Genomic DNA, 23,539 nt, shown 5'->3' with positions numbered 1-23,539 from the left:
ATGTCTGAGCTGTCAGCCGCTGAGCTTCGCCAGCGCCTCGACGGCCTGACGATCCGCGACGCGGCACGCCTTGGCAGGCGTCTCAAGAACCTTCGCGGCGCCGGGCCCGACAAACTGCGGCCGATCGCCGACCAGGTCGCCGCGGGCGAAGGTCTGATCGCGACCCGGCTGGCCGCGGTGCCTGCGATCACCTATCCCGACCTTCCGGTCAGCGAGCGCCGCGACGAGATCGCCAAGGCGATCACCGACCACCAGGTCGTCATCGTCGCCGGGGAGACGGGCTCGGGGAAGACGACGCAGCTGCCGAAGATCTGCCTCGAACTCGGCCGCGGCATCCGAGGCACGATCGGCCACACGCAACCGCGCCGCCTCGCCGCGCGCACGGTCGGACAACGCATCGCCGACGAGTTGGGCACCGCGCTGGGTGATGCCGTCGGTTACACCGTGCGGTTCACCGATCAGGCCAGCGACCGCACCCTGGTGAAGCTGATGACAGACGGCATCCTGCTTGCCGAGATCCAGCGCGATCGCCGACTTCTGCGCTACGACACGCTCATCCTCGACGAGGCGCACGAGCGCAGCCTCAACATCGACTTTCTGCTCGGCTATCTGCGTGAGCTCCTGCCGCGACGGCCTGACCTCAAGGTGATCGTCACCTCCGCGACGATCGAGCCGGAGCGCTTCGCCGCGCACTTCGGCGGAGCGCCTATTGTCGAGGTGTCGGGTCGGACGTATCCGGTCGAGATCCGGTACCGGCCGCTCGAAGTGCCCGTTCTGGTCGACGATTCCGATGATCCCGACGATCCCGACCACGAGGTGGTGCGCACCGAATTGCGCGACCAGACCGAGGCCATCGTCCACGCCGTCGACGAACTGTCCGCCGAACCGCCAGGCGACGTCCTGGTGTTCCTTTCCGGTGAGCGTGAGATCCGCGACACCGCAGAGGCTTTACGTCCTCTGAAGAACACCGAGGTGCTGCCGCTCTACGCCCGCCTGCCCACCGCCGAACAGCAGCGGGTCTTCCAGACAAGCCGGAGCGGACGCCGAATCGTGTTGGCCACCAACGTCGCCGAGACATCGCTGACGGTGCCCGGTATCCGCTACGTCGTCGACCCCGGCACCGCCCGCATCTCGCGGTACAGCCGCCGGACCAAGGTGCAACGGTTGCCGATCGAGCCGATCTCGCAGGCGTCCGCCGCCCAACGCGCGGGCCGCTCGGGCCGTACCGCGCCCGGTGTGTGCATCCGCCTCTATTCCGAAGACGACTTCGAATCGCGGCCGCGCTACACCGACCCGGAGATCCTGCGCACCAATCTCGCCGCGGTCATCCTGCAGATGGCGGCGCTGAATCTCGGTGATATAGAGACGTTTCCGTTCCTCGATCCGCCCGATCGCCGCAGCATTCGCGACGGCGTCGTGCTGCTGCAGGAACTCGGTGCCTTCGATGCCAACGGCGTCATCACCGATATCGGGCGGCGGTTGGCGCAGTTGCCCGTCGACCCGCGCCTGGGGCGAATGATCCTGCAGGCCGACGAGGAAGACTGCGTGCGCGAAATTCTCGTGCTCGCCGCGGCGCTCGCGATCCCCGATCCGCGTGAGCGGCCGGCCGACCGCGAAGAGGCGGCACGTCAGAAGCACGCCAGGTTCGCCGATGAGAACTCCGATTTCATCTCCTATCTGAACCTGTGGCGCTATCTCGGTGAGCAGCGAAAGGAACGTTCGGGCAATGCGTTTCGACGGATGTGCCGCGAAGAGTTCCTGCACTATCTGCGGATCCGCGAATGGCAGGACCTGAGGGGGCAGCTGCGCAGCATCGCCAGGGACCTCGGCATCAGGGAGTCCGACGATCCCGAACCTGCTGACCCCGCGCGGGTGCACGCGGCGCTGCTGGCCGGTCTGCTGTCGCATATCGGATTGCGCGAGGGCGAGTCTCGCGATTTTCAGGGTGCACGCAACGTCAAGTTCGTCCTCGCTCCCGGTTCGGTGCTGACGAAGCGTCCGCCACGGTGGATCGTCGTCGCCGACCTCGTCGAGACCAGCCGGCTGTACGGCCGAATCGCAGCACGGATCCAGCCGGAGACCATCGAAAAGGTCGGTACGAATCTCCTTATACGCACTTACAGTGAGCCGCACTGGGACGCACAGCGCGGCGCCGTGATGGCCTACGAACGCGTGACGCTGTTCGGACTGCCGCTGGTGCCACGTCGGCGGGTCGGCTACGCGACGGTGGAGCCTGAGGTCGCCCGTGAACTGTTCATCCGCCATGCCCTGGTCGAGGGCGACTGGCAGACACGGCACCACTTTTTCCGCGATAATGCGCGGCTGCGCGAGGAATTGGAGGAACTCGAGGAGAAGGCGCGCAGGCGCGACCTGCTGGTCGGCGACGACGAGGTCTATGCGTTCTACGACGCACGTGTGCCCGCAAACGCCGTGTCGGCGAAGCACTTCGACGCGTGGTGGAAAAAACAGCGGCACAAGACACCTGAGCTGCTCACGCTGACCCGCGACGACCTGCTGCGCAAGGATGACGCGGCCGCAGAGGGGCCGGACACCTGGCAGGCCGACGAGCTGTCGCTGCCGCTGACGTATCGATTCGAACCGGGCGCCGAGGACGACGGGGTGACCGTGCACGTGCCCGTCGAGGTGCTGGCGCGGCTCGGCGGTGACGAATTCAGCTGGCAGGTGCCGGCCTTGCGCGAGGAGCTCATCACCGCACTGATCAAGTCACTGCCAAAGGACCTGCGCCGCAACTTCGTTCCCGCACCGGACACCGCGCGCGCCGTGCTCGCCTCGATCGAACCGGACGGCGAACCGATTCTGCAGGCCCTGCAGCGTGAACTGCACCGGCTGACTCGAGTGCTCGTGCCGATCGACGCGTTCGACCTCGACAAGCTGCCGCCGCACCTTCGGGTCACGTTCGCCGTCGAGTCCGACGGCAAGGAGGTCGCGCGCGGCAAGGACCTCGAGACCCTGCAGACCCAGCTGGCCGCGCCGATTCGCCGTGCCGTCGCCGAAGCGGTTGCAGGAGAGCTGGAACGGACCGGACTGCGCACGTGGCCCGACGATCTCGACGAGCTACCCCGCACCGTCGAACGCGCCAGCGGCGGGCACGCCGTGCGCGGCTTCCCCGCCCTGGTCGACGCCGGAGCCGCGGTCGACATCCGCGTGTTCCCGACCGAAGCCGAGCAGGCGGCGGCGATGGTGCCGGGTATCCGAAGGCTGCTGCGACTGGCCGTGCCCTCGCCGGTGAAGAACCTCGAGCGCCAACTGGATCCACGCGCCCGGCTGGCACTTGGCGCGAACCCCGACGGATCGCTCGCGGCGCTGCTCGACGACTGCGCCGACGCGGCGACCGACCGGCTTGCGCCGGCACCGGTGTGGACCCGCGCCGAGTTCACTGCGCTGCGCGACCGCGTCGCCGATCAACTGGTACCCACCACGCAGGCGATCCTCGGCCAGGTCGAGAAGGTGCTCGCCGCGGCCCACGACGTCGACCTCGCGCTGCCCGCCGCGCCGCCGCCGACGCAGGCCGACGCGATCGCCGACATTCGCGATCAGCTCGCCAGGCTCATGCCGAAGGGCTTCGTCACCGCCACCGGGGCCACGCGGCTCATCGACCTCACCCGCTATCTGACCGCCATCAACCGGCGACTCGAGCGGCTGCCGCACGCCGTCGGCGCGGACCGCGAACGGATGCAGCGCGTGCACGATGTCCAGGACGCACTCGACGACCTGATTGGTGCGCTGTCGCCGACCCGCGCGGGCGCCGACGACATTGGTGACATCGCCCGGCAGATCGAGGAGCTGCGGGTCAGCCTGTGGGCACAGCAGCTCGGCACCCCGCGGCCGGTCAGCGAGAAGCGGATCTACCGGGCGATCGACGCCGTCACACCGTGAGGACGGGTATCTATAGGTATGCGCAACAGCATCATCTGGGCTGCCGTGGTGAGCGTGCTGGTCGCCGGCTGCGGAGGCGGACCGACACCCGGCGAGACCACCACGGCGAAGGGTCCGGTGCCGACGATCAAGCCCGAGGTGCTCGCCGAGATGCCCCACGACACGACCGCCTGGACTCAGGGCTTGGAGTTCGACGGTCCCAGGCTCTACGAGGGCACGGGTGTCGCGGGCGCCTCGCAGGTGCGCGAACTCGACCCGGAAACGGGGGCGGTCCTGCGCGCTGCCGCGGCGCCCAACAACTACTACGGCGAGGGCATCACCGTCGTCGGCGACCGGATCTGGGAACTCACCTGGCAGAACAAGGTGGCCGTCGAGTGGGACAAGAACACCATGACCCCGCTGCGCGAGGTACCGGTCAACGGCGAGGGCTGGGGGCTATGTGCCGACGGGGATCGACTGGTCCGCAGCGACGGGTCAGACCGGCTGTTCTTCCATGATCCGGAGACGTTCGCCGAGACGGGTTCGGTTGCGGTCACGCGCGACGGCGACCCGCTGACAAACCTCAATGAGCTCGAATGCGTCGATGGTCAGGTGTGGGCCAACGTCTGGACGTCCGACACGATCGTGCGGATCGACCCCGGGAGCGGCGAGGTGAACACCGTCGTGGATGCCAGTGAGCTGGCAGGAAACGCAGGCCGCGACCGTCAGAAGGTGTTGAACGGCATTGCCCACATTGACGGCGACGAATACCTGATCACCGGCAAGTACTGGCCGAAGATGTACCGGGTCCGCATCGACGCCCCATCGGAATAGTCGCCGCGCCGGATCGGGTTGCGCCACACATGACCTTTGACCCCCGCACGCTGCTCGCCGAGAGCCGACTCGGAGTACTGGCCACGATCAAGGCCAACGGCCTCCCGCAGCTGTCCCCGGTGACACCGTTCTACGACCGCGACGCCGACGTCATCTACGTGTCGATGACCGAGGGTCGCGCCAAGACCGCCAATCTGCGCCGGGATCCGCGCGCCGCGATCGAGGTCACGAGTTCCGACGGCTGGGCCTGGGCCACCGCCGAGGGATCGGTGACGCTGACCGGGCCCGGCGCCGACCCGAACGGCCCCGAGGTGCAGGCGCTCGTCGACTACTACCGCAATGCCGCCGGAGAGCATCCGGACTGGGAGGAGTACCGGTCGGTGATGGTGTCCGACCGCCGGGTCCTGATGACGATGAGCGTGGAGCGCGTCTACGGCGAAAAGCTCCGCTGACGCCCTGTCGCACGGAAATACCTAGCCCGGCTATGGTGACCGGATGCGACGCGTGGTCATCGCCGGCCTCGGCGACAGCGGAGTGCTGACCGCGATCAAACTTGCCAAGCACGCCGAGGTCGTCGGCATTTCGTCCAAGCCGGGCCTGGTCAGCGGGCAGGAGCTGGGTTGGCGGCTGTCCCGGCCCGCAGAGTGGGCACGGCATAACTGGATCCCGTTCGACCGGTTCCGCGGTCTCGACCGGGTGCGCACCGTCCAGGGGACGCTCACCGGCGTCGACCTCGATGCGGGCAAGGTCTTTCTGAACCGTCCCGACGGTATCGCCGCCGCCGAACCGTATGACGCGCTGGTGATCTCGACGGGAGTCTCGAACGGTTTCTGGCGTAGGCCCGATCTGCAGACAGCCGATGAGATCGTCGGCGGGCTGCGCTCCGCACACGACCGCATGGCCGCGGCCGAATCGGTGATCGTCATCGGCGGCGGTGCGGCCGCGGTGAGCAGTGCGTACAACGTGGCCAGAACGTGGCCGGGAAAGTCGGTCGCGCTGTACTTCCCCGGCGAGCGGGCGCTGGAACACCACCACGACCGGGCTTGGGAGCAGGTGCGCAAGAGGCTGGTCGAGGCCGGGGTGCAGTTGCATTCCGGCCACCGCGCGGTCATTCCCGAGGGCTTCGAGTTCGACGACATCACGAGTGCACCAGTCGAATTCAGCACCGGACAACCGTCTGCATCCGCGGACGCCGTGCTGTGGGCGATCGGCCGGGTTCGGCCCAACACGGACTGGCTGCCCGCGGAGTTGCTCGACGAGCACGGGTTCGTTCGTGTCACCCCTGAGCTCCGGGTGCCCGGTCACCGCGGCGTGTTCGCCATCGGCGACGTCGCCGCCACTGATCCCCTGCGGAGTTCGGCGCGCAACCGCGCCGATGGTCTGCTCGCGCGAAACATCATGGCCGAGTTCGCCGATCAGCCGCTGCGCTCGTTCCATCCTGCGAGCAGGCGGTGGGGTTCGATCCTCGGTATCCAGTCCGACGGCCTCGAGGTGTTTGCGCCGAACGGAAAGCCGTTCCGGTTCCCCGCATGGTCGTTCGAGCGGATCCTGATGTCGTTGATTGTGCGGCGCGGGATCTACCGCGGGGTGCGGGACAACCAGCCCACCGTCTGATCAGCCGCGCGGCAGTTCGAAGGCGATGAGGTCCATCAGCGCCGGGTATCGGTTGGCCTCCCGATGCGCACCGGGCTTGCCGCTGCTGATGAGACCAGCTGCCAGCCGGCGTTCGGGATCGGCCCACACCGCGATATTGCTCAGGCCGAGGTTGCCGAAGGCGGCGGGCGCGTTGCGGCCGAACGGACCGAACCTGTTGGAGCCCAACAGGTATCCGGTTCCCCAGCGTGCCGGCACCAGACCGGTTGCGACATCTGGGCGTAGCCGCCTGCACTCCGTTGTCGCGGCTTTGAGGGTCTCCGGCCGCAGCACCCGCACTCCATCGAGTTCGCCGCCGCGGCGCAGGATCTCGGCGAACCTCGATAGCTCGTTGGCCGTCGACACGGTATTGGAGGACGGCAGCACGCTGGTGAGATAGCGCTCTGAGTTGGAGAACGGGATGATCTTGTGTATCGATCCGCCGACGGCGAGCTTGAACACCCTTTCCATTGGTGCGGGCATGGGTTTCCCGGTGGCGTGGCTGGGTGCCACCAGCGGAACATCCTGGGGTGCAACGCCGTAATTGGTCCAGCGGAACCCGAGTGGGTCGAGGATTTCGGTGGCGAGGATCTCGCGGATGTTCCTGCCGGTGGCAGCCGAGACGATCTCGCGCACCAGCGGACCCCAGGTGAGCCCGTGGTAGATGTGCACGAGCCCGGGCCGGTGCAGCGGTTTCAGCGCGCCGAGCTGTTCGCGGGTGTAGGCGCTGTCGTCTATGCGCTTGAGGTCTACGCGTGGTCCTCGGTAGATCGGAACACCCGCGCTGTGCGTCATCACGTGCCGGATGGTGGTGCGGTCCTTGCCGTGGCTGGTGTAGGTCGGCAGGTAGTCGCAGACGCGGTCGTCGAGCGCGAACTCGCCGCGCTCCACCAGCATGTGCACGACAGTCGTCGTCATGGCCTTCGCCGCCGAGTACGCGCAGAACGGCGTATCCGTCGTGACGGGAACCTTTTCGGCGTCGGGTGGGTCCGACGGCCCGTTTCCCCAGCCGTGCCCGATGGCGCGGTTCAGTACGACTTTGCCGTTGTGCCGCAGACACAGCTGGATCGCGGGGTGCATGCCCGCTTGATACCAGTACCGTGCCGCCGCCCAGATCCGTTCGATCGATGCCGGGTCGACGTCCGAGTGGTCTTCGTCGCCGATCGCGGTGACGGCGTCGAGGTCCGCCGGTACGCGGATTCGGCCGTCGGCGGTCACCCCGGTCCGGGCGCCGCGCCCGTCCCGGGTATGTGCTCGGTCGGAGTCTCTGTTACGGGTGCCTCTGCAGCCGGTGCCTCTGCAGCCGGTGGCGATCCGGCTGCGGGCGGACCCGACCGGCCGCCGTTCATGATGCCGGACCCGATGAGCGGGGCGAGTTGACTCAGCAGGTCGCCGGGGCCGGCCTGTCGCGGCAGGGGGGCGTTGGGGGTCAGTGCCCAGGTCTGGCAGTCGTTGGTCGTGAACGTCGAGTCGTTCGCGAGGATCTGCACCACCGCCGGCTTCTTGGTGAGCGCGTTGTCGAGTAGTTCGTCGCCGGCGGCACGCTTCCAGTAGCACGCCGTGCCGTTGGGACTTGGGCCCGCCGACGAGTAGACGCCCGGCACGATGTCTGATCCGACCGCGTAGGTGCCGTCGGCGTCGATGGTGGTCTTCGGGCCGGGCGGGGCCGCCTCCGCGGAAGGCTGCCCATCCGGTGCGGGCGTTTCGGACGGGGCGGGCGCCGGAGCCGGCTCCGTGCTGGGTTGCGCATTAGCGTAAGCAGCGGAAACGCCGGCGGCAACCAGCAGCGCCGCCGCGAGCGCTGAAGTTCTCGTCGGCCTCATAACAAGTCAGTCTAAGCGTGCGTCGAAATTGTTACTTCCGGCGCGAAAACCCGCCGCCACAGCGGGGCTGTGACGGCGGGTTTTCGTTACGCGATTGCTGGATTTAGCCGGCCATGAACTGGCTGTATGCCGATGCGAGGTCCGGCGGCAGCACCGCGACGTTGCACTGGCTCTGCTTGTCGCCGATCGGCGACAGGATTCCACGCAGGTCCTGGTACTCACCCGGGTTGGCGGTGAAGTAGGCGCGCAGAGTAGATGCGGCCTGGTCACGCGGCTGGCTGAACGCCGTTGTCACCGCCGCGTTGGCGCCCGGATGGCTGGCCAGGTACGCCTGTGCTGAACCCGTCGCGGAGCTGACGGTGCCCGACAGCTCGCTGGCGCTGCAACCGGCAGGAGTGGCCATGGCCGACGGTGCGGCGATGGTCGCCACCGCCAGGCCCCCGAGCAGCGAGCCCGCTGCACATGCGCCGACGATTCGAGCATTGATATCAGATAACTTCATATGCCTTTCTTCCTTTTATTGCGAATGGTCTCGGTGTCTCCCCCGTTCCCGAGATCCACGGTAGCGAAACAAATGATGCGTCATCTGACGGCTCTGTAGCACCTCTGCCTGCGCCGACAGCGTTACACCGCGAGGACGTGATTTATGCCGCAATTTCGGTGAAATTCGATAAGTCCGCGACCAGATGGCCGTACAGATCTTGAAATTCCTCAGGTTTCGGCGGGCATTCTTAATTGATCGTGATTTCGATAGAGACCGAATCGTTACGCGGTTGGGCAGTAGGTTCGTGCGCATGCCGGATGCAAGCGACGACGTGTGGGAAGTGATGGCCACGGCCAGGACGATTCGGCCCGCGGCTGAGCTGGGCCTCCTACGGAGGCGTGCCGGAGGATTGGATGATGGCCGGGTCGTCGGTTGGCCCAAGGGCGGCCACGGTCCGGTCCGGCGGCGACCGCTCGAAGCGGTCGTCAGCATCGATCACTGGGACCAGCCTCCAGCAGACCTGCTGGGGACAACACTTCTCGAGAAGCGAGGCGCACGTGAAACTGGATCTGCTCTCACCGGGCATCGAGGTCGGTCTGGTGACGACGAATCTCGAGGCGATGGTCGCCTTCTATGAGGGTTTCCTCGAGCTCGAATTCCAGGGTGAGATCGAGTTTCCCGGCGGTTCGCAGCGCCGCTACTCGCTGGGTGGCAGCGTCCTGAAGCTGGTGACGTTCACGACGCCGCCGCCGTTACCCGTGACGCCCGGTGGTGGGCGCGCGGCGGCCGGGGTCCGTTACTTCACGATCGGGGTCAAGGATCTGACCGGGCTGTCGAAGACGTTCGCCGAGTCGCCGTATGAGGTGGTGGAGTCGCTCACAGAGTTCGAGCCGGTCCCGGGCATGGGCTGGATGTTCGTCGCCGATCCCGATGGCAACTGGATCGAATTGTTCGGCACGCTGTAGGCATGACCACCCCGCCGCAGGCGCCAACCTGCTATCGGCATCCTGACCGCGCGACGTATGTGCGGTGCACCCGCTGCAACCGCTACATCTGCCCCGAGTGCATGCGCGACGCATCCGTCGGGCACCAGTGCGCCGAATGCGTCGGCGAGGGCGTCAGAAGCGTTCGGCAGACCCGCACTCAGTTCGGCGGTGTGCCGGTGAACACTCCGCTCGTCACGTATGTGCTGATCGGTATCAACGTCGTGATGTTCGTGCTGCAGACGATGTCGTCCGAACTGGAGCGCGCGCTGGTGCTGTTTGCGCCGGCGGTGGCCGACGGGGAGTGGTATCGGCTGTTGACGTCGGCGTTCCTGCACTACGGCCCGATGCACATCGTCTTCAACATGTGGGCGCTATATGTGATCGGACCGCCGCTGGAGATCGCGCTTGGCCGGTTACGGTTCAGTTCGCTCTACCTGATGAGCGCGCTCGGTGGGTCGGTCGTGGTGTATCTGCTGTCGACGCTCGGCGGCCAGACCGCAGGCGCTTCCGGTGCGGTCTTCGGCCTCTTCGGCGCCACGTTCGTGGTCGGCAGAAGGCTGAACATGGACACCCGATGGGTTATCGGGCTCATCGCGATCAACCTGGTCATCACCTTCGTGGTGCCGAACATCAGTTGGCAGGGCCATCTCGGCGGGCTCGTAACGGGTGCGGCGATCGCCGCGGCCTATGCCTATGCACCGCGGAAGCACCGCACCGCGATCCAGATCGCCGCCACCGTGGGACTGCTGCTGATGTTCATCCTGCTGATCTGGTGGCGCACAGCCAATCTCCTCGCCATGGCCGGGCTCGCCTGACACGCGTCCCGAGAATTTGCCCGCTGCTCAATTGCCGGTCACTCATGCATGTCAGCGTGGACATGTGACGGTCGAGTCGTCGACTCCTGCCAGGACGGGAGCGGTCGAACGGTTCCACCGGTTCTGTGACAGGGTGGTCGCCGTCCTGCCGTTCGGGCTGAGTTCCCTTGTTGCGCCGACGTTTCTCGGGTTCTGTCTGATCAACAGCTTCACGTTCGGCGTCGACCTGGTGCTGCTCTACCTGCTGCACGGCGTGTTGGCGCTGCCGGTGCCGATTGCGGTGACAGTGGCTTACGCGTGCGCGTTCGCGTTGAGTTACGTCCTCAACCGGATCTTCAACTTCTCCTCGCACGCTCCCGTCGGGCCGCAGTTCGCCATCTACGTCGTCGTGGTGGTGGTCAACTACCTGGCGTTCATCCTCGGAGTGTCCAGCCTGCTGACAGCGCTGGGTGTGGATTACCGCATCGCACGCCTCGGTGCGGGCGCCTGCGAGGCGGTGTACATGTACACCATGATGCGCTGGGTGGTCTTCCGGAAATAGTTGCGACGAGCGGTTGCCGTTAGAACGGTGCTGGGTCGTGGTCGCTCGGGGGTGGTGGTCGGGTGGGGAAATAGCTGTCGCCACAATCGTTTCCGGCATCCTCTTGCTGTTGATTGCGGGTGCGCTCTTCGGCTTCGGTGTGGATGAGGGTTTGGTTGTATCGGCGTTCGTCGTTGATGGCTTGGGTGCGGTTCTGTGCGCGGGTGGCGGTGCGTCGGGGCATGGCCAGCCCGCGCGCGGCCGGCTCGGTGGTCGTCGCGGGTGTCTTGCGGATGACGGTGGGGGCGGTGGGTCGGCACAGGGTGGGGAACAGCAGTCGGCTGCCGGGATAGGTGGTGTAGGTCTGGCCCTGCGGGCACGTCCAGATGACGGTGCCGTCGGGGTGCTGTTCGTCGTGCCAGCCCCAGAACGTTTTGAGTAAGTGGTGTTGTCGGCATAGACATTTGAGGTTGGATGCCTGGGTCGGGCCGTGCGGGTAGGCGATGGTGTGGTCGATATCGCAGCTGTCGGCGGGGTGGTCGCAACCCGGGAACCGGCACGTCATATCCCGACACCGCACAAACGTCGCGAGGACAGCACTGGGGAGGTAGCGCGGTTCGGGCGGCGCATCACCGGGATGGCGGATCGGGACGATCTTCGCCGAGCCGGCGACCTTGGCGGCCAACAAGGGGGCGGGCAGCATCCCACCACCGAGCAGCACCGCCGGCGGCGTGGCAGCGATCACCTCGGGTTCGGGTGGGCGGGGGGCCAGCAATTCGCGCCAGGTCATCTCCTGCCACGGTTTGCGATCCGGATCCACCGGTTCTTCGCCGTCCAACGACACCGGGGTGTCATCGGTCAGCGACTCCTCGTGGGCAATGACATGCACCACCACCGCGCTGGCTTGGACGGTGGCGGCGTCGCAGTCGGGGTTCCCGCATTGGCAGGCCAGCCGGTCGGCGCGATGAGCCAACGCCCCCAGGGCCGCGGCGCGGCGCTGATCGTGGGTGCGCGGATCGCGGTCGCACACCGTGCGCGCCATGGCGTCCAACCGCTGGTCCAGCGCTTCGCCGTCGGTGATGATCAGCCGGCCCTCGATGAACACCACACCTGATCCGTCGTCGGGGTCGCCGACATCGACATGGCAGTGGCGGGCGGAGTATTCGGTGCGCCGCACCGCCGCGGGGTCATAGCGATCGACCCAGTAGTCGATCTCGGTCTCGGTCTTGTGCGCCGACAGCGATCCCCAGTCTTCGACCCGGGCGGCGATCTCGGTGTCGACTTTGGCCATGGCGTCGGGATCGCTGATCAGCCGGGTGCGGGCCACGATCGCCGACACCAGCCGGTAGTTGATCGCGCCGGCGGCGAACACCTCACCCACCCGCGGGAGCCGTTCGCGCAACCCGATGGCGATCAGCAGTTGATGCGAGGCCACCCCCAGCGACACGTTCTGCGCGGCGGCCACCGACGCCGCGACCGCACCCCAGTTGTCCAGACACCACTGCTCACGCTCATCAGACCCATCGGCGGCCAGCATCCGCTCAAGCTCGTCAGCGGTCGCGAAAAGCCTTCGCGCACAGGCGGCGTTCTCCACCCGCGCCCACGCCCCAACCGCCGCACCACCCCGGCTGCAATGGGCCTCGGCTACCAATCGATCGAACATAAGTTCGACACTACCTGCGGCACCGGCGCGAAACCGCAGCTCAAACCAACCTGTGGATAAAACCGCCATTGGGGATAACTGCCCGAGCACGGCCGCTCGGCTCGCGCTCGAAACTAAACCCAGTACGCGACGCGCGACCGGTATTGCCGCATCGCGAACGCGGCGAGCGTCCATCCGATGACGGTCAGCACAATGACCACGACCCAGTGGTGCACCTCTTGATCCGCGCCGAGCAGAGGCGCCCGCACGATGTCCAGATAGTGCAGCAGCGGATTCAGTTCGACGATCCGCGCGTAGTCACCCGCACCCTGCTGCTGCAGCGTCGACTCGTTCCAGATGATCGGCGTCATGAAGAACAACAACTGAACCAGGCTGACCAGTAGCGGGCTGATGTCGCGGTACCGGGTCGCCAGAATGCCGAAGCACAGCGATACCCACACGCAGTTCAAGACGATGAGGAACAAGGCAGGAATGACCGCCAGGTCGGGCCAAGTCCACGGTTTCGGATAGATGAACGCGATGATCACGAAGATGATCATGTTGTGGCCGAACAGGATGATCTGCCGCCACACCAATCGGTACACGTGAACGGACAGCGGCGTCGGAAGCTGTTTGATGAGGCCCTCATTCGCGATGAAGACCTCCGCGCCCTCGAGAATCGACGCGTTGATGAGGTTCCAGACGATAAGGCCCAGCGTCACATAGGGCAGATGCTCTTCGAGCGGAAGCTTGAACAACTTGGAGTACAACAGACCCATAGCGACCGCCGTGGCGCCGGTTGCAATCGTGATCCAGAACGGCCCGAGCACCGACCTGCGGTAGCGCTGCTTGATGTCCTGCCAGCCCAGGTGAAACCACAGCTCGCGTTTGCCGAAGCCCGCCACCAGGTCGCCCCAGGCGCGGCCAAACGTCTTCGACTGTGCGGCAGCGTCGGTGAACGTCACTGTGCGGGCCTCCCGAACCTTTCCTTACGGCCCATGCGCCGCAACCGAATCCATTCCATCAGACCTGCGGGGTCGCGCCGCGACACCAGGAAGTACCAGCCGAACCGAACCCACTCCTGGAACACCAGCTTCCGAAGGCCCGGCTGCGACTGCAGGTATCCACGGTTGCGATACGTGAAGAACCGCTTGGTTTTGTCGTCGGGGTACTGCGTGTGCATCCGTCCGCCCAGGATCGGCTTGAACTCGTCGCCGCCCTGCGGGTGTAGATAGACCGCGTCCAGGCAGGTGCCGAACGGCAGCCCCGTCCGTACCAGGCGACGGTGCAGTTCTGTCTCGTCGCCGCGCACGAACAGCCGCAGATCCGGTACGCCGGTGGCCTCCAGCGTCGACGCGCGGAACAGTGCGCCGTTGAACAACGACGCGATGCCTGCAAGCAGATCGGTAGACGTCTCGGTGCGCAACTCTGAGGCCCGGCGTCGCCACACCAACCCGCGACGCAATGGAAACGCCAGGCGCCCAGGGTCATTCATATCGCACACCATTGGCGAGACGGCTGCCAGCCGATGTTTCTCCGCGCACGCGAGAAGAGTGCCGAGCACTTCGGAGTCGGCGGGCCGCCCGTCGTCGTCAGCCAGCCACACCCAGTCGCTACCGAGCGTCAGCGCGTGCAGCATCCCCAGCGCGAAACCTCCAGCGCCGCCCAGGTTCCGCCGGGAGCCAATGTAAGTAGTCGGAAGCGGTTGTCCGGCAACGAGTTCGGCGACGCGCGGATCGTTGTCGTTGTCGACGACGACCAAGTGGTCCGGCGTGCGGGTCTGGGCCGCCACCGCTTCCAGCGACTTGGCGAGTTCGTCGGGACGCCGGTGCGTGACCACGACGGCGCACACCGTGTCACTCATCGGGGACCGTAGCCGGCCAATCCGAGCGGTGTTCGTCGAGGACTTCGCGCACATGACGGGCGGCGTCCTCGCCCTCGTACGCGCGCACGACCTCCTCGATGCCGCCGGTCATCTTGATGGTGCCGTGGTCGATCCACATCGCGGTCTTGCACAGGCGGGCCAGGAATTCGTTCGAGTGGCTCGCGAACACCAGGATGCCGGACCGCTCGACAAGGCTCTGCAGCCGCGACTGCGCCTTCTTCAGAAAATCGGCGTCCACCGCTCCGATGCCCTCGTCGAGCAACAGGATCTCGGGGTCGATGCTCGTCACCACACCCATCGCCAGGCGTACCCGCATACCGGTCGAGTACGTACGCAACGGCATGGACAGGTAGTCGCCCAGCTCGGTGAAGTCCGCGATCTCGTCGACCTTGGCCAACATCTGCTTACGCGTCTGCCCGAGGAACAGTCCGCGGATGATGATGTTCTCGAACCCGGTGATCTCGGGATCCATGCCGACCCCGAGATCGAACACCGGCGCCACCCGGCCGGTCACCGTCGCGACGCCGCGGGTGGGTTCATAGATGCCGGACAGCAGCCGCAGCAGCGTCGACTTGCCTGCGCCGTTGTGTCCGACGAGCCCGACGCGATCGCCGAGTTCCAGCGACATCGTGATGTCGCGCAGCGCCTCGATGACGACGACGTTGGACTCGTTGCGGCCGATCGCTCCGCCGGCCTTCCCGAGGAACGCCTTCTTCAACGACCGCGACTTGGCGTCGAAGATCGGGAACTCCACCCAGGCGTTGCGCGTCGAGATGTGTGGGGCCACGTGCAGGGCTCCTAGAGGTACTGGCCGGTCCCGGCGCCGCCGCGCGGTCCAGCCATTCCTGGTGGCAGCGCACCCTGGCCCCGCATCTGCTCCAGCTGCTGGCGCGCCGCCATCTGCTGGGCGAACAATGCCGTCTGGATGCCGTGGAACAGGCCTTCCAGCCAGCCCACCAACTGAGCCTGCGCGATGCGAAGCTCGGCATCGGACGGGACCCCGTCCTCGGTGAACGGCAGCGTCAGGCGCTCCAGCTCTTCGCGCAGCTCGGGCGCCAGGCCTTCCTCGAGCTCGGCGATGCTGGTCCGGTGGATCTCGCGCAGCCTGTTGCGGCTCGCGTCGTCCAGCGGTGCCGCACGCACCTCCTCCAGCAGCTGCTTGATCATCGTGCCGATCCGCATCACCTTCGCGGGCTGCTCGACCAGGTCGGTCAGCGACTTCCCGTCATCGTCCTGAGGCGCTTCGCGCGGCTCCCCGCCGATGATCTCGATGCCGTCGTCGTCGTTGTTGGCTGTCATGTTCCTCTCCGCGCCAGTGGTCGCTGCGGTTTCTCGTCGTCGTCGCAGACCTATCGCCACGGTCTGACGTACGTAGCGACACTAGCCCGTCAGTCTTGGCGAACCCGCAGTCCGGGCCCCGTGAATGGATTCATTCCGTGCTTGCGCGCCCTCAGCCACGAAAGTGCTATGAGCACTCCGGACCCGGATGCCGCTGCACTAGTATGGCTCGCCAGGTGACCCGTTTCGGGCCCGGCTGGGTAGCAACGGGTGGCAAGCCGGGCATCGTGCGAGATCGTGTCCGGTAGTGCAATTCAAGGACGCTTAAGGTGGGCTGGCATGGCATACGACGTCGCCCGGGTGCGTGGACTGCACCCGTCTCTGGGCGACGGTTGGGTGCACTTCGACGCGCAGCACGGCATGCTCCTTCCCGATGCCGTCGCGAGGGCTGTATCCACCGCCTTCCGGGGTTCGATGCCGACCTCGACCGGACCACATCCGTCAGCTCAACGCAGTGCCGCGGTGCTCACAGCGGCCCGCCAGGCGGTGGCCGATCTCGTCGGCGCGAACCCCGAAGGGGTGGTGCTCGGCTCGGACCGTGCCGTGCTGCTCACCAACCTGGCTGACGCCTCCGCCGCTCGCGTCGGTCTCGGCTACGAAATGGTGGTCACCCGGCTGGATGACGAAGCCAACATCGCCCCGTGGCTACGAGCCGCCAATCGCTATGGCGCCAAGGTCAAGTGGGGGGAGGTCGACATCGAGACCGGCGAACTGCCGAGCTGGCAGTGGGAGGGCCTCATCACGGCGCCCACCCGGCTGGTCGCCATCACGTCGGCCTCGTCGACGTTGGGCACCGTCACCGATTTGCGGCCGGTCACCAAGCTGGTGCACGACAACGGCGGCCTGGTGGTGGTCGACCACTCCGCCGCCGCGCCCTACCGCCTGATCGACATCGACGAGATCGATGCGGACGTGGTCGCCGTGAACGCCCTCGCCTGGGGTGGCCCCCCGATCGGTGCCCTGGTGTTCCGCGATCCGTCGATCATCGATTCGTTCGCCTCGGTCTCGCTGAACCCGTTTGCCCGTGGGCCGGCCCGGCTGGAGGTCGGGTCGCATCAGTTCGGCCTGCTCGCCGGCGTCGTCGCCAGCGTCGAATACCTGGCGTCCCTCGACGAGTCGGCGCAGGGTACCCGTCGTGAAAGACTCGCGACGTCAATGCAATCGGCGTCGTCCTACATGAGCCGGCTGTTCGACTACCTGCAAATGTCGTTGCGGTCGCTGCCCGCGGTCATGGTGATCGGGCGGCCCGAAATACGGATCCCTGTCCTCAGTTTCGCGGTCAGCGACGTGCCGGCCGAGCGGGTGGTGCAGCGGCTGGCCGACAACGGCATCCTGGCTATCGCGAACGCGGGCTCGCGGGTGCTCGACGTGATCGGCGTCAACGACATCGGCGGTGCCGTCACCGTCGGCCTGGCCCATTACACGACGACCGCCGAAGTGGACCAGCTCGTTCGCGCACTGGCATCGCTGGGCTAACCGTAGCCAACGTCAATCTGCCACGCGCAGAAGGATTTTCCCCGACACGTCGCCGGACTCCAGCAACTCGTGCGCTTCACCGGCCTGCTCGATTCCGAACTCGGCGCCGATGATCGGACGTACCTCACCGGCGGCGACCATCGGCCACACGTTGGCGACGACCTCGGTGACGATCTCGCCCTTGCTGGCGGGACCGCTCACCGGACGCGACCGTAGCGCGGTCGCGATCACCCCGGCACGCTTGCCGAGGAGTTTTCCGATGTTCAGTTCGCCTTTGACTCCGCCCTGCATACCGATGATCACCAGGCGGCCGTCGGGGGCGAGCGCGTCGACATTGCGGTCGAGATAGGCGGCCCCCATGATGTCGAGAATCACGTCGGCGCCGGCGCCGCCGGTCTCCGCGCGCACGCGTTCGACGAAGTCCTCGTCGCGGTATCCGATGACGATCTCGGCGCCGAGCTCGGCGCACAGATCCTGCTTGTTCTTCGCTCCGGCCGTCACCGCAACCCGGCAACCGAGGGCAACGCCGACCTGGATCGCGTGGGTGCCGATACCGCTGGCGCCGCCATGCACGAGTACTAGCTGACCCGCCGACAGGCCGGCGGTCATCACGAGGTTCGACCACACCGTGCACGCGACCTCGGGCAGGGCAGCGGCGTGCTGCAGTGGCACCGACTCCGGTACGGGCATCACCTGCGGCGCGGGGACCGCGACGTATTCGGCGTAGCCTCCGCCCGCCAGCAGGGCACAAACCGGCTGTCCGACGTCCCAGCCGGTGACCCCTTCGCCCAGCGCGGCGATGGTCCCTGACACCTCCAGCCCGAGGGTCTGGCTGGCTCCCGGAGGCGGCGGATACTTGCCCGCGGCCTGCAACAGGTCGGCTCGGTTGACCCCCGCGGCGCTGATCTTGATCAAGATTTCGTCTTCGCCGGGGGCAATGTCAGTAACTTCTTGCCAGGTCAACTGACCTTTGCTGGCTACCACGATGGAATGCATTCAAATAAGCCTACTAGCCTGCGAAAACGCGTCTTTATGTTCCTGCCCCAGCAACGCATTGGGGATTTACCATTGCCGGATGGAGAGGATCATAGGGGGGCGTACGGCCAGTGACATGCCGGGATTGGACATCGCCGAACAGAGGTCGTGGCAACACTTCCTCGACTCGGCGCTGCGGATGTACGCGACCCTCAACAGGTCGCTTTTGGACGAGCATCAACTGACCCTCAACGATGTGCGGTTGCTCGACATCTTGGACAAGTCGACAACGGGGTCATCGCGGATGGGAGATTTGGCAGACGCTCTCATGTCGTTGCCCAGTCGCGTCACGCGGCAGATCCGCCGCCTGGAATTGCAGGGTCTGGTGCGGCGCGGTGCGAGTCCCGAGGACGGTCGCGGCGTGCTCGCCACCATCACCGACGAGGGCAGGACCGCGGTACGCGAGGCGATGGCGACCTACGGCGAGGGCGTGCGAGTGCACTTCCTCGGCCGATTGTCGCGTCCGCAGATCGCGGCGATGGGGGAGAACTGCAGGCGCATCAGCGTCGCGCTCAAGACTGCGGCGCCGCCGGCGAAGCTCGGCCGCGTCTGAGCCGTAACCACCCACCAGTACGCTTGTCGACGGTGGCGTGGCAGAGCGGCCTAATGCACTCGCCTTGAAAGCGAGAGACGGCTAAAACCGTCCGGGGGTTCAAATCCCTCCGCCACCGCCAGCTGGCCGCGATGACTTTCGGCCCGCCCCAACTTACGCACGCGTCGCAAGTTACGAATTTGCGCTACCGAGTCGAGTCGAGACCTTAACAATCCCATAGCGATTCCACACTGGGCGAGTAACGACCACGGCAGTAATCTTCGTCCATGAGCGCAACGGTGGGGGCCGTGATCGGAATCTCGGTGCTGGCCTTGTTATGTGTGGTGGTGGTGGGTTGGCTGATGTGGGGTAGCCGCATCAGCCAGCGCGGTTCGGCCGAGGAAAGATATCGCCGAAGCTATCTGGAACTGCACAGCCCGCGTAACCGTAAGGCGATGAGAGCCAGGCAGCGCCGCAATATGTGGGCGGCCGGGTCGGCCGGCGCCGCCGGAACCGGCTATGTCGGCACCGGTGGCTCCGACAACGGCGGTTGTGGCGGTGCCGGATGTGGTGGCGGTGGCTGCGGCGGCGGTGGCGGCTGCGGCGGTGGCGGCAGCTAACGAAGCGCCCGAGCCAATTCCCGGACGCCCCGCTCGATTTGCGACTCTGTGAGATTGGCGTAGCCGAGCAGCAATCCTGGTGGCGCCGTGTCGGGTTCGGCGTAACACCGGGCCACCGGCTCGACCCTGACGCGGACCTTCTTGGCGTGCGCGACCAGGTCGTCGAGGGGAAAGGCGTCGGGAAACCGGACGGTGAGATGGACGCCGGCCGCGGCACCCAGCACCGTCGCGTCGGGCAGGTGCCGTGCGAGCGCGTCCAGCAGCGCGGCCCGACGGGTCTGATAACGCCTGCGCATCTGCCGCAGATGCCGGTCGTACTCACCCGATGTCAGAAACTGGGCGAAGGCCACCTGATCCATCACCGAACCTCCGGTGTCGGCAAGCCATTTCGACGAGATGACCGCCTTGGCGAGGTGCGGGGGCAACACCATCCATCCGATGCGCAGGCCGGGAGCCAGCGTCTTGCTCGTCGAACCCACGTAAACCACGCGATCGGGCGCCATGCCCTGTAATGACCCGACAGGCTCACGGTCGTAACGGTATTCGGCGTCGTAGTCATCCTCGATGACCAGATGACCGGCGCGGGCCCACTCCATCAGCGCGGTCCGCCGTGGTGCCGACAGCACGACGCCCGTCGGTGACTGGTGCGCCGGAGTCGTCAGCACCACTTCCGCACCGCTGCTCGTGAGGGCATCGACAACAATTCCCTCGTCATCGATGGGTACTGGAATCGGCTCGACACCGTTGTGCTGCAGTATCGTTCGGTGTTGCCAGAATCCGGGATCCTCCATCGCCAGCGGCGTGGTCCGCAGCGGTTGGCCCAGCAGCGCGATGGCCTGTGTCACGCCGGAGGAGATGACGATGTGTTGCGGATCGGCCAGCACCCCGCGGGTGCGGCGCAGATAGTCCGCGATCGCGACGCGTGTCTCGAGCAGACCCTGGGGTGTGACGTAGCCGAAGGCATCGGACTCGAGACCGGCCAGGCCCTGCCGGAGCGCCCGTAGCCACGAGTGCCGTGGAAAGCTGGACAGGTCAGGCGATCCGGGAAAGAAGTCGACGTCGAAGCGCGGCGGTTCCGCGGTTCTGTCTGCGGGGGTCGTCGCGACGTCGACGGTGGCGACACGGGTGCCCGAACCGTGCCTGCTGAGCAGGAAGCCCTCCGCGACCAGTTGGCTGTAGGCATCCACGACGAGCCGTCGCGACACCCCGAGGTCGGCGGCGAGCACGCGGCTCGACGGCAGCCGGGTGTGCGGTGTCAGGCGGCCGGTGCGGATCGCGTCGCGCAGGCCGCTGGCGAGCTGGTGATGCAGTGACGCCGGTGCTGTCCTGTCGAGTTCGACCAGGAGCTCCGGACCAAAAGTGGTACCCGAATTAGTCATCAAAGTGGCACCCCTCTTGAGGCCAGTCGCGTATTAGCGTGACGGTATGACGACGACTCCCACCCGCACAAGAGGCGGCTTCGTCGAGGTGACGCTGATCGTCTTCGGGATTTATGCCCTGGGTATCGGGCTGTTCATGCTGTTCTTCCCGGGTATGTTCTTCGACACCCTCGGCACCTTCGGCGTGCGCAACGATCACTTCATCTTCGACAACGCGACGTTCGAGATCCCCCAGGGCCTGCTGCTGCTCGCCGCGGTGCGACGGGTGTCGTGGCGGGTACCGGCCCTTGCCTTCGCGACGCTGCACTGGGCGCTGCACTCGCTGAGCCACATCATCGACCCCCACCACGGCGCCGGCGACCTGATCGGCTGGATGGAGGCGGGGGGCCTGGTGTTCACGACGGTGATACTCGCCATCGCGTTGCGCGCCGCCATCGCCACGGAGAAGGGCGTGCGCTGATGCGGGTACTGGTTGCCGGTGCGACGAGCGTGCCCGGTCTTCCGTTGTTGCGGGAGTTGAACTCTCGCGGACACGAGGTGATCGGTGTGACCCGGACGTCGTCGAAGACGTCGCAGATCGCAGCGACGGGCGGCAAGCCTGTGGTGGCCGACGTGCTCGACGCCGACGAGATCGACAAGGTCGTCGCAGACATCGGACCCGAGGTGGTGATCTCGCTGCTGACCACCCTGCCGAAGTGGGGTCCCAAGCGCGCCAAGGACTTCGAACCCGCACGGGAACTCTGGGGTGTCGGCGCCCCGAACCTCGTGCGAGCCGCGCAGCGGGCAGGCGTACGTCGCGTCGTCGCCGAGTCGGTGGTGTTCGCCTACGGCTATCCGCGGTCCGGACCTCCGGTGGTGGACGAAGCCGACCTCTATCCGGGTCCGCCACCGCCGGGTGGTGACGCCATGCTGGCCGCGCTGCGCGGTATGGAGCAGACGGTGCTGACCTCCGGCGAACACAGCGACACCGAGGGAATTGTGTTGCGCTACGGCATCTTCTACGGGCCAGATGTGCCCCACGACGAACTCTTCGTCAAGCTGGCCAAGTGGTGGGCGATGCCGGCGATGACGGGCGACGGCGTCGTCTCGTGGATACACATCGACGACGTCGCGAAGACCACCGCAGACGCCGTCACGAAGGGCCGTGGCGGTCAGGTCTACAACATCGTCGACGACCGGCCGCAGTCGTTCGGTGATTACGTGCGGGAGTTGTCGGCGAAACTGGGCCGGCCGCGGCCGCTGCCGATCTCGCACAAACTGGTGGGTCTCGTCGCGTCGTATCCGGCGACGGCATTCGGCACGACGTGGCTGCCGCTGTCGAATGCAAAGGCGAAGGCGGAGTTCGGCTGGACCCCTATTCCCCGGTGAAGTTGGGCGGCCGCTTCTCGAACGTGGCCGTGATCCTTTCGCCTAGATCCTTCGACGGCAGAAACGCCGAGTTCCACACCGCGACATAGCGCAGGCTCTCCGAAACCCTGGCAATGCGCTGCTGATCGAGCACGTCCTTGACACCACTGACGACAAGCGGCGGATTCGCGGCGATCTCGGCGGCGGTCGCATGCGCGGCGGCCAGCGAGGCCTCGGCGTCCTCAAAGACGTCGTTGACGAGGCCGATCTTCTCGGCACGTGCGGCATCGATGTCCTTGCCCGTGAGCGCCAGCTCGCGCAGGTGGCCGTCGGACAGGATCAGCGGTAGGCGAGCCAGGCTGCCGACGTCGGCGACGATCGCGATCTTGACCTCACGCACCGAGAACTTGGCGTCGGCGCTCGCATAGCGCATGTCGACGGCCGAGATCAGGTCGACGCCGCCGCCGATGCACCAGCCGTGCACCGACGCGATGGTCGGGGTGCGGCAGTCGGCGACGGCGTTGATGGCGCCCTGCATGCGCAGGATCGTGGCGTGCAGTTCCGCGCGCGGACGAGCCGTCGCCCCGTCGGACATGACGCCGGACAGCGTGCCGCCCATCGCCATCAGATCGAGCCCGTAGCTGAAGTTCTTGCCTGAACCCGTCAGCACGATCACGCGCACATCGCGGTCGGCGTCGAGCTTGGCGAACACCTCGGGCATCTCGGCCCAGAAGGCCGGGCCCATGGCGTTGCCCTTGCCGGGACCGACCAGCGTCACCTGTGCGACGTGGTCCTTGATGTCGACGGTGACGGATTCGTAGGTGTCGCCCATGGGTGCAGACTAGCCACTCACGGCGGGCCCGACACCACCTCACTGACCGTGAGGTCCGGCATGAACTGGCACATCGCGCCGGCCATGAGCATCGCCGTCAGCTCCGCCGCTTCGTCGGTCACGCCGTCCTCGTTGAGGATGGCTTTGACGACGGCCTTCTGGGTGGCCTCGTCGAGGCCGGTGTACTCCTCGCACGTCATCGTCTGCGCGTTCGCCGGTGCCGGGACGTCGGGCACATCGTTACCCGGGAATCCGGGCAGGCCCGGTATGTCGGGTAGCTCGAAGTCCGGCAGGCCCGGAATCGTTGGCTGGCCCGTCTCGGTGTCTCCTGACGAGATCGGGGGCCCAGGCTCGGTCGTCATGGCGACGGAGCCCTCGGTGGTGCGTGAGCACCCGGCGGCCAGGCCCACCACGATCAGGGCCGATGCCCCCACCCGCACATACGTCTTCATCTGGGCAACGATAGGCGCAAGCGCGACGTAG

Annotated in this window: 24 protein-coding genes and 1 tRNA gene; 13 read left to right on the top strand and 12 right to left on the bottom strand. The window is 66.5% G+C overall.

The genetic code is table 11. From position 1 onward, the window contains the following. From hrpA to BST47_RS15540, 4 genes are read left to right on the top strand one after another with little or no spacing between them, the layout of a single operon-like run. Complete coding sequence (hrpA, locus tag BST47_RS15555) at positions 1 to 3,897, top strand: ATP-dependent RNA helicase HrpA (protein WP_083126408.1); 3,897 nt, start codon at positions 1 to 3, stop codon at positions 3,895 to 3,897. Between the two features lie 18 nt (positions 3,898 to 3,915). Next, positions 3,916 to 4,710, top strand: coding sequence for a glutaminyl-peptide cyclotransferase (locus tag BST47_RS15550; protein WP_083126407.1), 795 nt, complete (start codon positions 3,916 to 3,918; stop codon positions 4,708 to 4,710). 29 nt (positions 4,711 to 4,739) lie between these two features. Continuing rightward, the gene (locus BST47_RS15545) at positions 4,740 to 5,162 is read left to right on the top strand and encodes a PPOX class F420-dependent oxidoreductase (protein WP_083126406.1); all 423 of its coding nucleotides are present in this window, start codon (positions 4,740 to 4,742) and stop codon (positions 5,160 to 5,162) included. Positions 5,163 to 5,205: 43 nt separating this feature from the next. Next, complete coding sequence (locus BST47_RS15540; RefSeq protein WP_083126405.1) at positions 5,206 to 6,324, top strand: FAD-dependent oxidoreductase; 1,119 nt, start codon at positions 5,206 to 5,208, stop codon at positions 6,322 to 6,324. Here BST47_RS15540 and lipE read toward each other — a convergent pair whose 3' ends face one another. From lipE to BST47_RS15525, 3 genes are all read right to left on the bottom strand, one after another. Continuing rightward, positions 6,325 to 7,560, bottom strand: coding sequence for a lipase LipE (gene lipE / locus BST47_RS15535; RefSeq protein ID WP_083126404.1), 1,236 nt, complete (start codon positions 7,558 to 7,560; stop codon positions 6,325 to 6,327). It lies immediately after the preceding gene. After that, positions 7,557 to 8,165: an Rv1352/Rv1906c domain-containing protein gene (locus BST47_RS15530; RefSeq protein WP_083126403.1), complete on the bottom strand. Its 609-nt coding sequence runs from the start codon at positions 8,163 to 8,165 to the stop codon at positions 7,557 to 7,559. Before BST47_RS15530 ends, lipE begins: the two co-directional genes overlap by 4 nt. A 103-nt stretch (positions 8,166 to 8,268) precedes the next feature. After that, positions 8,269 to 8,667 (bottom strand): heme-binding protein, encoded by a 399-nt coding sequence (locus tag BST47_RS15525; protein ID WP_083126402.1) that lies wholly within the window; start codon positions 8,665 to 8,667, stop codon positions 8,269 to 8,271. A gap of 539 nt (positions 8,668 to 9,206) precedes the next feature. Here BST47_RS15525 and BST47_RS15520 point away from each other — a divergent pair. The 3 genes from BST47_RS15520 (at position 9,207) to BST47_RS15510 (ending at position 10,991) form a co-directional block, all read left to right on the top strand. Beyond that, positions 9,207 to 9,614, top strand: coding sequence for a VOC family protein (locus BST47_RS15520; RefSeq protein WP_083126401.1), 408 nt, complete (start codon positions 9,207 to 9,209; stop codon positions 9,612 to 9,614). A 2-nt stretch (positions 9,615 to 9,616) separates the two neighbouring features. Continuing rightward, entirely contained in the window at positions 9,617 to 10,450 is an 834-nt protein-coding gene (locus BST47_RS15515; protein WP_083126400.1) for a rhomboid family intramembrane serine protease, read from the top strand. A gap of 64 nt (positions 10,451 to 10,514) precedes the next feature. Then, positions 10,515 to 10,991, top strand: coding sequence for a GtrA family protein (locus BST47_RS15510; protein WP_083126399.1), 477 nt, complete (start codon positions 10,515 to 10,517; stop codon positions 10,989 to 10,991). Between the two features lie 19 nt (positions 10,992 to 11,010). Here BST47_RS15510 and BST47_RS15505 read toward each other — a convergent pair whose 3' ends face one another. The 5 genes from BST47_RS15505 to BST47_RS15485 form a co-directional block, all read right to left on the bottom strand. Then, positions 11,011 to 12,633: an HNH endonuclease signature motif containing protein gene (locus BST47_RS15505; protein WP_083126398.1), complete on the bottom strand. Its 1,623-nt coding sequence runs from the start codon at positions 12,631 to 12,633 to the stop codon at positions 11,011 to 11,013. 113 nt (positions 12,634 to 12,746) lie between these two features. After that, on the bottom strand, positions 12,747 to 13,577 hold the full coding sequence (wzm, locus tag BST47_RS15500; protein WP_083126397.1) for a galactan export ABC transporter permease subunit Wzm/RfbD: 831 nt from the start codon (positions 13,575 to 13,577) through the stop codon (positions 12,747 to 12,749). Further along, positions 13,574 to 14,476, bottom strand: coding sequence for a galactofuranosyltransferase GlfT1 (glfT1, locus tag BST47_RS15495; protein ID WP_083126396.1), 903 nt, complete (start codon positions 14,474 to 14,476; stop codon positions 13,574 to 13,576). The genes wzm and glfT1 overlap by 4 nt, the downstream gene beginning before the upstream one ends. Next, a complete protein-coding gene (gene wzt, locus BST47_RS15490) occupies positions 14,469 to 15,284 on the bottom strand; it encodes a galactan export ABC transporter ATP-binding subunit Wzt/RfbE (RefSeq protein ID WP_083126395.1) in 816 nt (271 codons plus the stop codon). Before wzt ends, glfT1 begins: the two co-directional genes overlap by 8 nt. A gap of 11 nt (positions 15,285 to 15,295) precedes the next feature. Next, complete coding sequence (locus BST47_RS15485; protein ID WP_083126394.1) at positions 15,296 to 15,796, bottom strand: bacterial proteasome activator family protein; 501 nt, start codon at positions 15,794 to 15,796, stop codon at positions 15,296 to 15,298. Between the two features lie 318 nt (positions 15,797 to 16,114). Here BST47_RS15485 and BST47_RS15480 point away from each other — a divergent pair, with 318 nt between their 5' ends. Continuing rightward, complete coding sequence (locus BST47_RS15480; RefSeq protein ID WP_083126393.1) at positions 16,115 to 17,311, top strand: cysteine desulfurase-like protein; 1,197 nt, start codon at positions 16,115 to 16,117, stop codon at positions 17,309 to 17,311. Positions 17,312 to 17,323: 12 nt separating this feature from the next. Here the strand turns inward: BST47_RS15480 and BST47_RS15475 are convergent, their stop codons facing one another. Then, positions 17,324 to 18,307 carry an NAD(P)H-quinone oxidoreductase gene (locus BST47_RS15475; protein WP_083126392.1) on the bottom strand — a complete coding sequence of 328 codons (984 nt, stop codon included), beginning with the start codon at positions 18,305 to 18,307 and terminating at the stop codon, positions 17,324 to 17,326. 79 nt (positions 18,308 to 18,386) lie between these two features. Here BST47_RS15475 and BST47_RS15470 point away from each other — a divergent pair, with 79 nt between their 5' ends. The 3 genes from BST47_RS15470 to BST47_RS15460 all read left to right on the top strand — a co-directional run bounded on the left by BST47_RS15470 (position 18,387) and on the right by BST47_RS15460 (position 19,498). Continuing rightward, complete coding sequence (locus tag BST47_RS15470; RefSeq protein ID WP_083126391.1) at positions 18,387 to 18,899, top strand: MarR family winged helix-turn-helix transcriptional regulator; 513 nt, start codon at positions 18,387 to 18,389, stop codon at positions 18,897 to 18,899. 31 nt (positions 18,900 to 18,930) lie between these two features. Continuing rightward, positions 18,931 to 19,020, top strand: a tRNA-Ser gene (locus tag BST47_RS15465). A 145-nt stretch (positions 19,021 to 19,165) separates the two neighbouring features. Next, positions 19,166 to 19,498, top strand: a complete 333-nt coding sequence (locus BST47_RS15460; RefSeq protein WP_083126390.1) for a hypothetical protein — start codon at positions 19,166 to 19,168, stop codon at positions 19,496 to 19,498. Here the strand turns inward: BST47_RS15460 and pdxR are convergent. Continuing rightward, positions 19,495 to 20,877, bottom strand: a complete 1,383-nt coding sequence (pdxR, locus tag BST47_RS15455; protein WP_083126389.1) for a MocR-like pyridoxine biosynthesis transcription factor PdxR — start codon at positions 20,875 to 20,877, stop codon at positions 19,495 to 19,497. The genes BST47_RS15460 and pdxR overlap by 4 nt on opposite strands. 46 nt (positions 20,878 to 20,923) lie before the next feature. Here pdxR and BST47_RS15450 point away from each other — a divergent pair, with 46 nt between their 5' ends. Both BST47_RS15450 and BST47_RS15445 read left to right on the top strand, forming a co-directional pair. Beyond that, positions 20,924 to 21,337 (top strand): hypothetical protein, encoded by a 414-nt coding sequence (locus BST47_RS15450; protein WP_083126388.1) that lies wholly within the window; start codon positions 20,924 to 20,926, stop codon positions 21,335 to 21,337. Next, positions 21,337 to 22,245, top strand: a complete 909-nt coding sequence (locus BST47_RS15445; RefSeq protein WP_083126387.1) for an NAD-dependent epimerase/dehydratase family protein — start codon at positions 21,337 to 21,339, stop codon at positions 22,243 to 22,245. The genes BST47_RS15450 and BST47_RS15445 overlap by 1 nt, the downstream gene beginning before the upstream one ends. Here the strand turns inward: BST47_RS15445 and BST47_RS15440 are convergent. Both BST47_RS15440 and BST47_RS15435 read right to left on the bottom strand, forming a co-directional pair. Next, entirely contained in the window at positions 22,232 to 23,056 is an 825-nt protein-coding gene (locus tag BST47_RS15440) for a crotonase/enoyl-CoA hydratase family protein (RefSeq protein WP_083126386.1), read from the bottom strand. The genes BST47_RS15445 and BST47_RS15440 overlap by 14 nt on opposite strands. A 17-nt stretch (positions 23,057 to 23,073) precedes the next feature. Further along, the gene (locus BST47_RS15435) at positions 23,074 to 23,508 is read right to left on the bottom strand and encodes a hypothetical protein (protein ID WP_083126385.1); all 435 of its coding nucleotides are present in this window, start codon (positions 23,506 to 23,508) and stop codon (positions 23,074 to 23,076) included. Positions 23,509 to 23,539 lie beyond the last annotated feature (31 nt).

The sequence above is a fragment of the Mycolicibacterium tusciae genome (assembly GCF_002086795.1).
GTDB lineage: Bacteria > Actinomycetota > Actinomycetes > Mycobacteriales > Mycobacteriaceae > Mycobacterium > Mycobacterium tusciae.
This window is presented reverse-complemented; position numbering and strand designations above follow the sequence as displayed.

What these genes read in the sequence shown, in the direction of transcription:
- hrpA (WP_083126408.1), top strand. Translation starts at nt 1, where the DNA reads ATGTCTGAGCTGTCAGCCGCTGAGCTTCGCCAGCGCCTCGACGGCCTG.
- BST47_RS15550 (WP_083126407.1), top strand. Translation starts at nt 3,916, where the DNA reads ATGCGCAACAGCATCATCTGGGCTGCCGTGGTGAGCGTGCTGGTCGCC.
- BST47_RS15545 (WP_083126406.1), top strand. Translation starts at nt 4,740, where the DNA reads ATGACCTTTGACCCCCGCACGCTGCTCGCCGAGAGCCGACTCGGAGTA.
- BST47_RS15540 (WP_083126405.1), top strand. Translation starts at nt 5,206, where the DNA reads ATGCGACGCGTGGTCATCGCCGGCCTCGGCGACAGCGGAGTGCTGACC.
- BST47_RS15530 (WP_083126403.1), bottom strand. Translation starts at nt 8,165, where the DNA reads ATGAGGCCGACGAGAACTTCAGCGCTCGCGGCGGCGCTGCTGGTTGCC.
- BST47_RS15525 (WP_083126402.1), bottom strand. Translation starts at nt 8,667, where the DNA reads ATGAAGTTATCTGATATCAATGCTCGAATCGTCGGCGCATGTGCAGCG.
- BST47_RS15515 (WP_083126400.1), top strand. Translation starts at nt 9,617, where the DNA reads ATGACCACCCCGCCGCAGGCGCCAACCTGCTATCGGCATCCTGACCGC.
- BST47_RS15505 (WP_083126398.1), bottom strand. Translation starts at nt 12,633, where the DNA reads ATGTTCGATCGATTGGTAGCCGAGGCCCATTGCAGCCGGGGTGGTGCG.
- glfT1 (WP_083126396.1), bottom strand. Translation starts at nt 14,476, where the DNA reads ATGAGTGACACGGTGTGCGCCGTCGTGGTCACGCACCGGCGTCCCGAC.
- BST47_RS15485 (WP_083126394.1), bottom strand. Translation starts at nt 15,796, where the DNA reads ATGACAGCCAACAACGACGACGACGGCATCGAGATCATCGGCGGGGAG.
- BST47_RS15480 (WP_083126393.1), top strand. Translation starts at nt 16,115, where the DNA reads ATGGCATACGACGTCGCCCGGGTGCGTGGACTGCACCCGTCTCTGGGC.
- BST47_RS15475 (WP_083126392.1), bottom strand. Translation starts at nt 18,307, where the DNA reads ATGCATTCCATCGTGGTAGCCAGCAAAGGTCAGTTGACCTGGCAAGAA.
- BST47_RS15470 (WP_083126391.1), top strand. Translation starts at nt 18,387, where the DNA reads ATGGAGAGGATCATAGGGGGGCGTACGGCCAGTGACATGCCGGGATTG.
- BST47_RS15460 (WP_083126390.1), top strand. Translation starts at nt 19,166, where the DNA reads ATGAGCGCAACGGTGGGGGCCGTGATCGGAATCTCGGTGCTGGCCTTG.
- pdxR (WP_083126389.1), bottom strand. Translation starts at nt 20,877, where the DNA reads ATGACTAATTCGGGTACCACTTTTGGTCCGGAGCTCCTGGTCGAACTC.
- BST47_RS15450 (WP_083126388.1), top strand. Translation starts at nt 20,924, where the DNA reads ATGACGACGACTCCCACCCGCACAAGAGGCGGCTTCGTCGAGGTGACG.
- BST47_RS15445 (WP_083126387.1), top strand. Translation starts at nt 21,337, where the DNA reads ATGCGGGTACTGGTTGCCGGTGCGACGAGCGTGCCCGGTCTTCCGTTG.
- BST47_RS15440 (WP_083126386.1), bottom strand. Translation starts at nt 23,056, where the DNA reads ATGGGCGACACCTACGAATCCGTCACCGTCGACATCAAGGACCACGTC.
- BST47_RS15435 (WP_083126385.1), bottom strand. Translation starts at nt 23,508, where the DNA reads ATGAAGACGTATGTGCGGGTGGGGGCATCGGCCCTGATCGTGGTGGGC.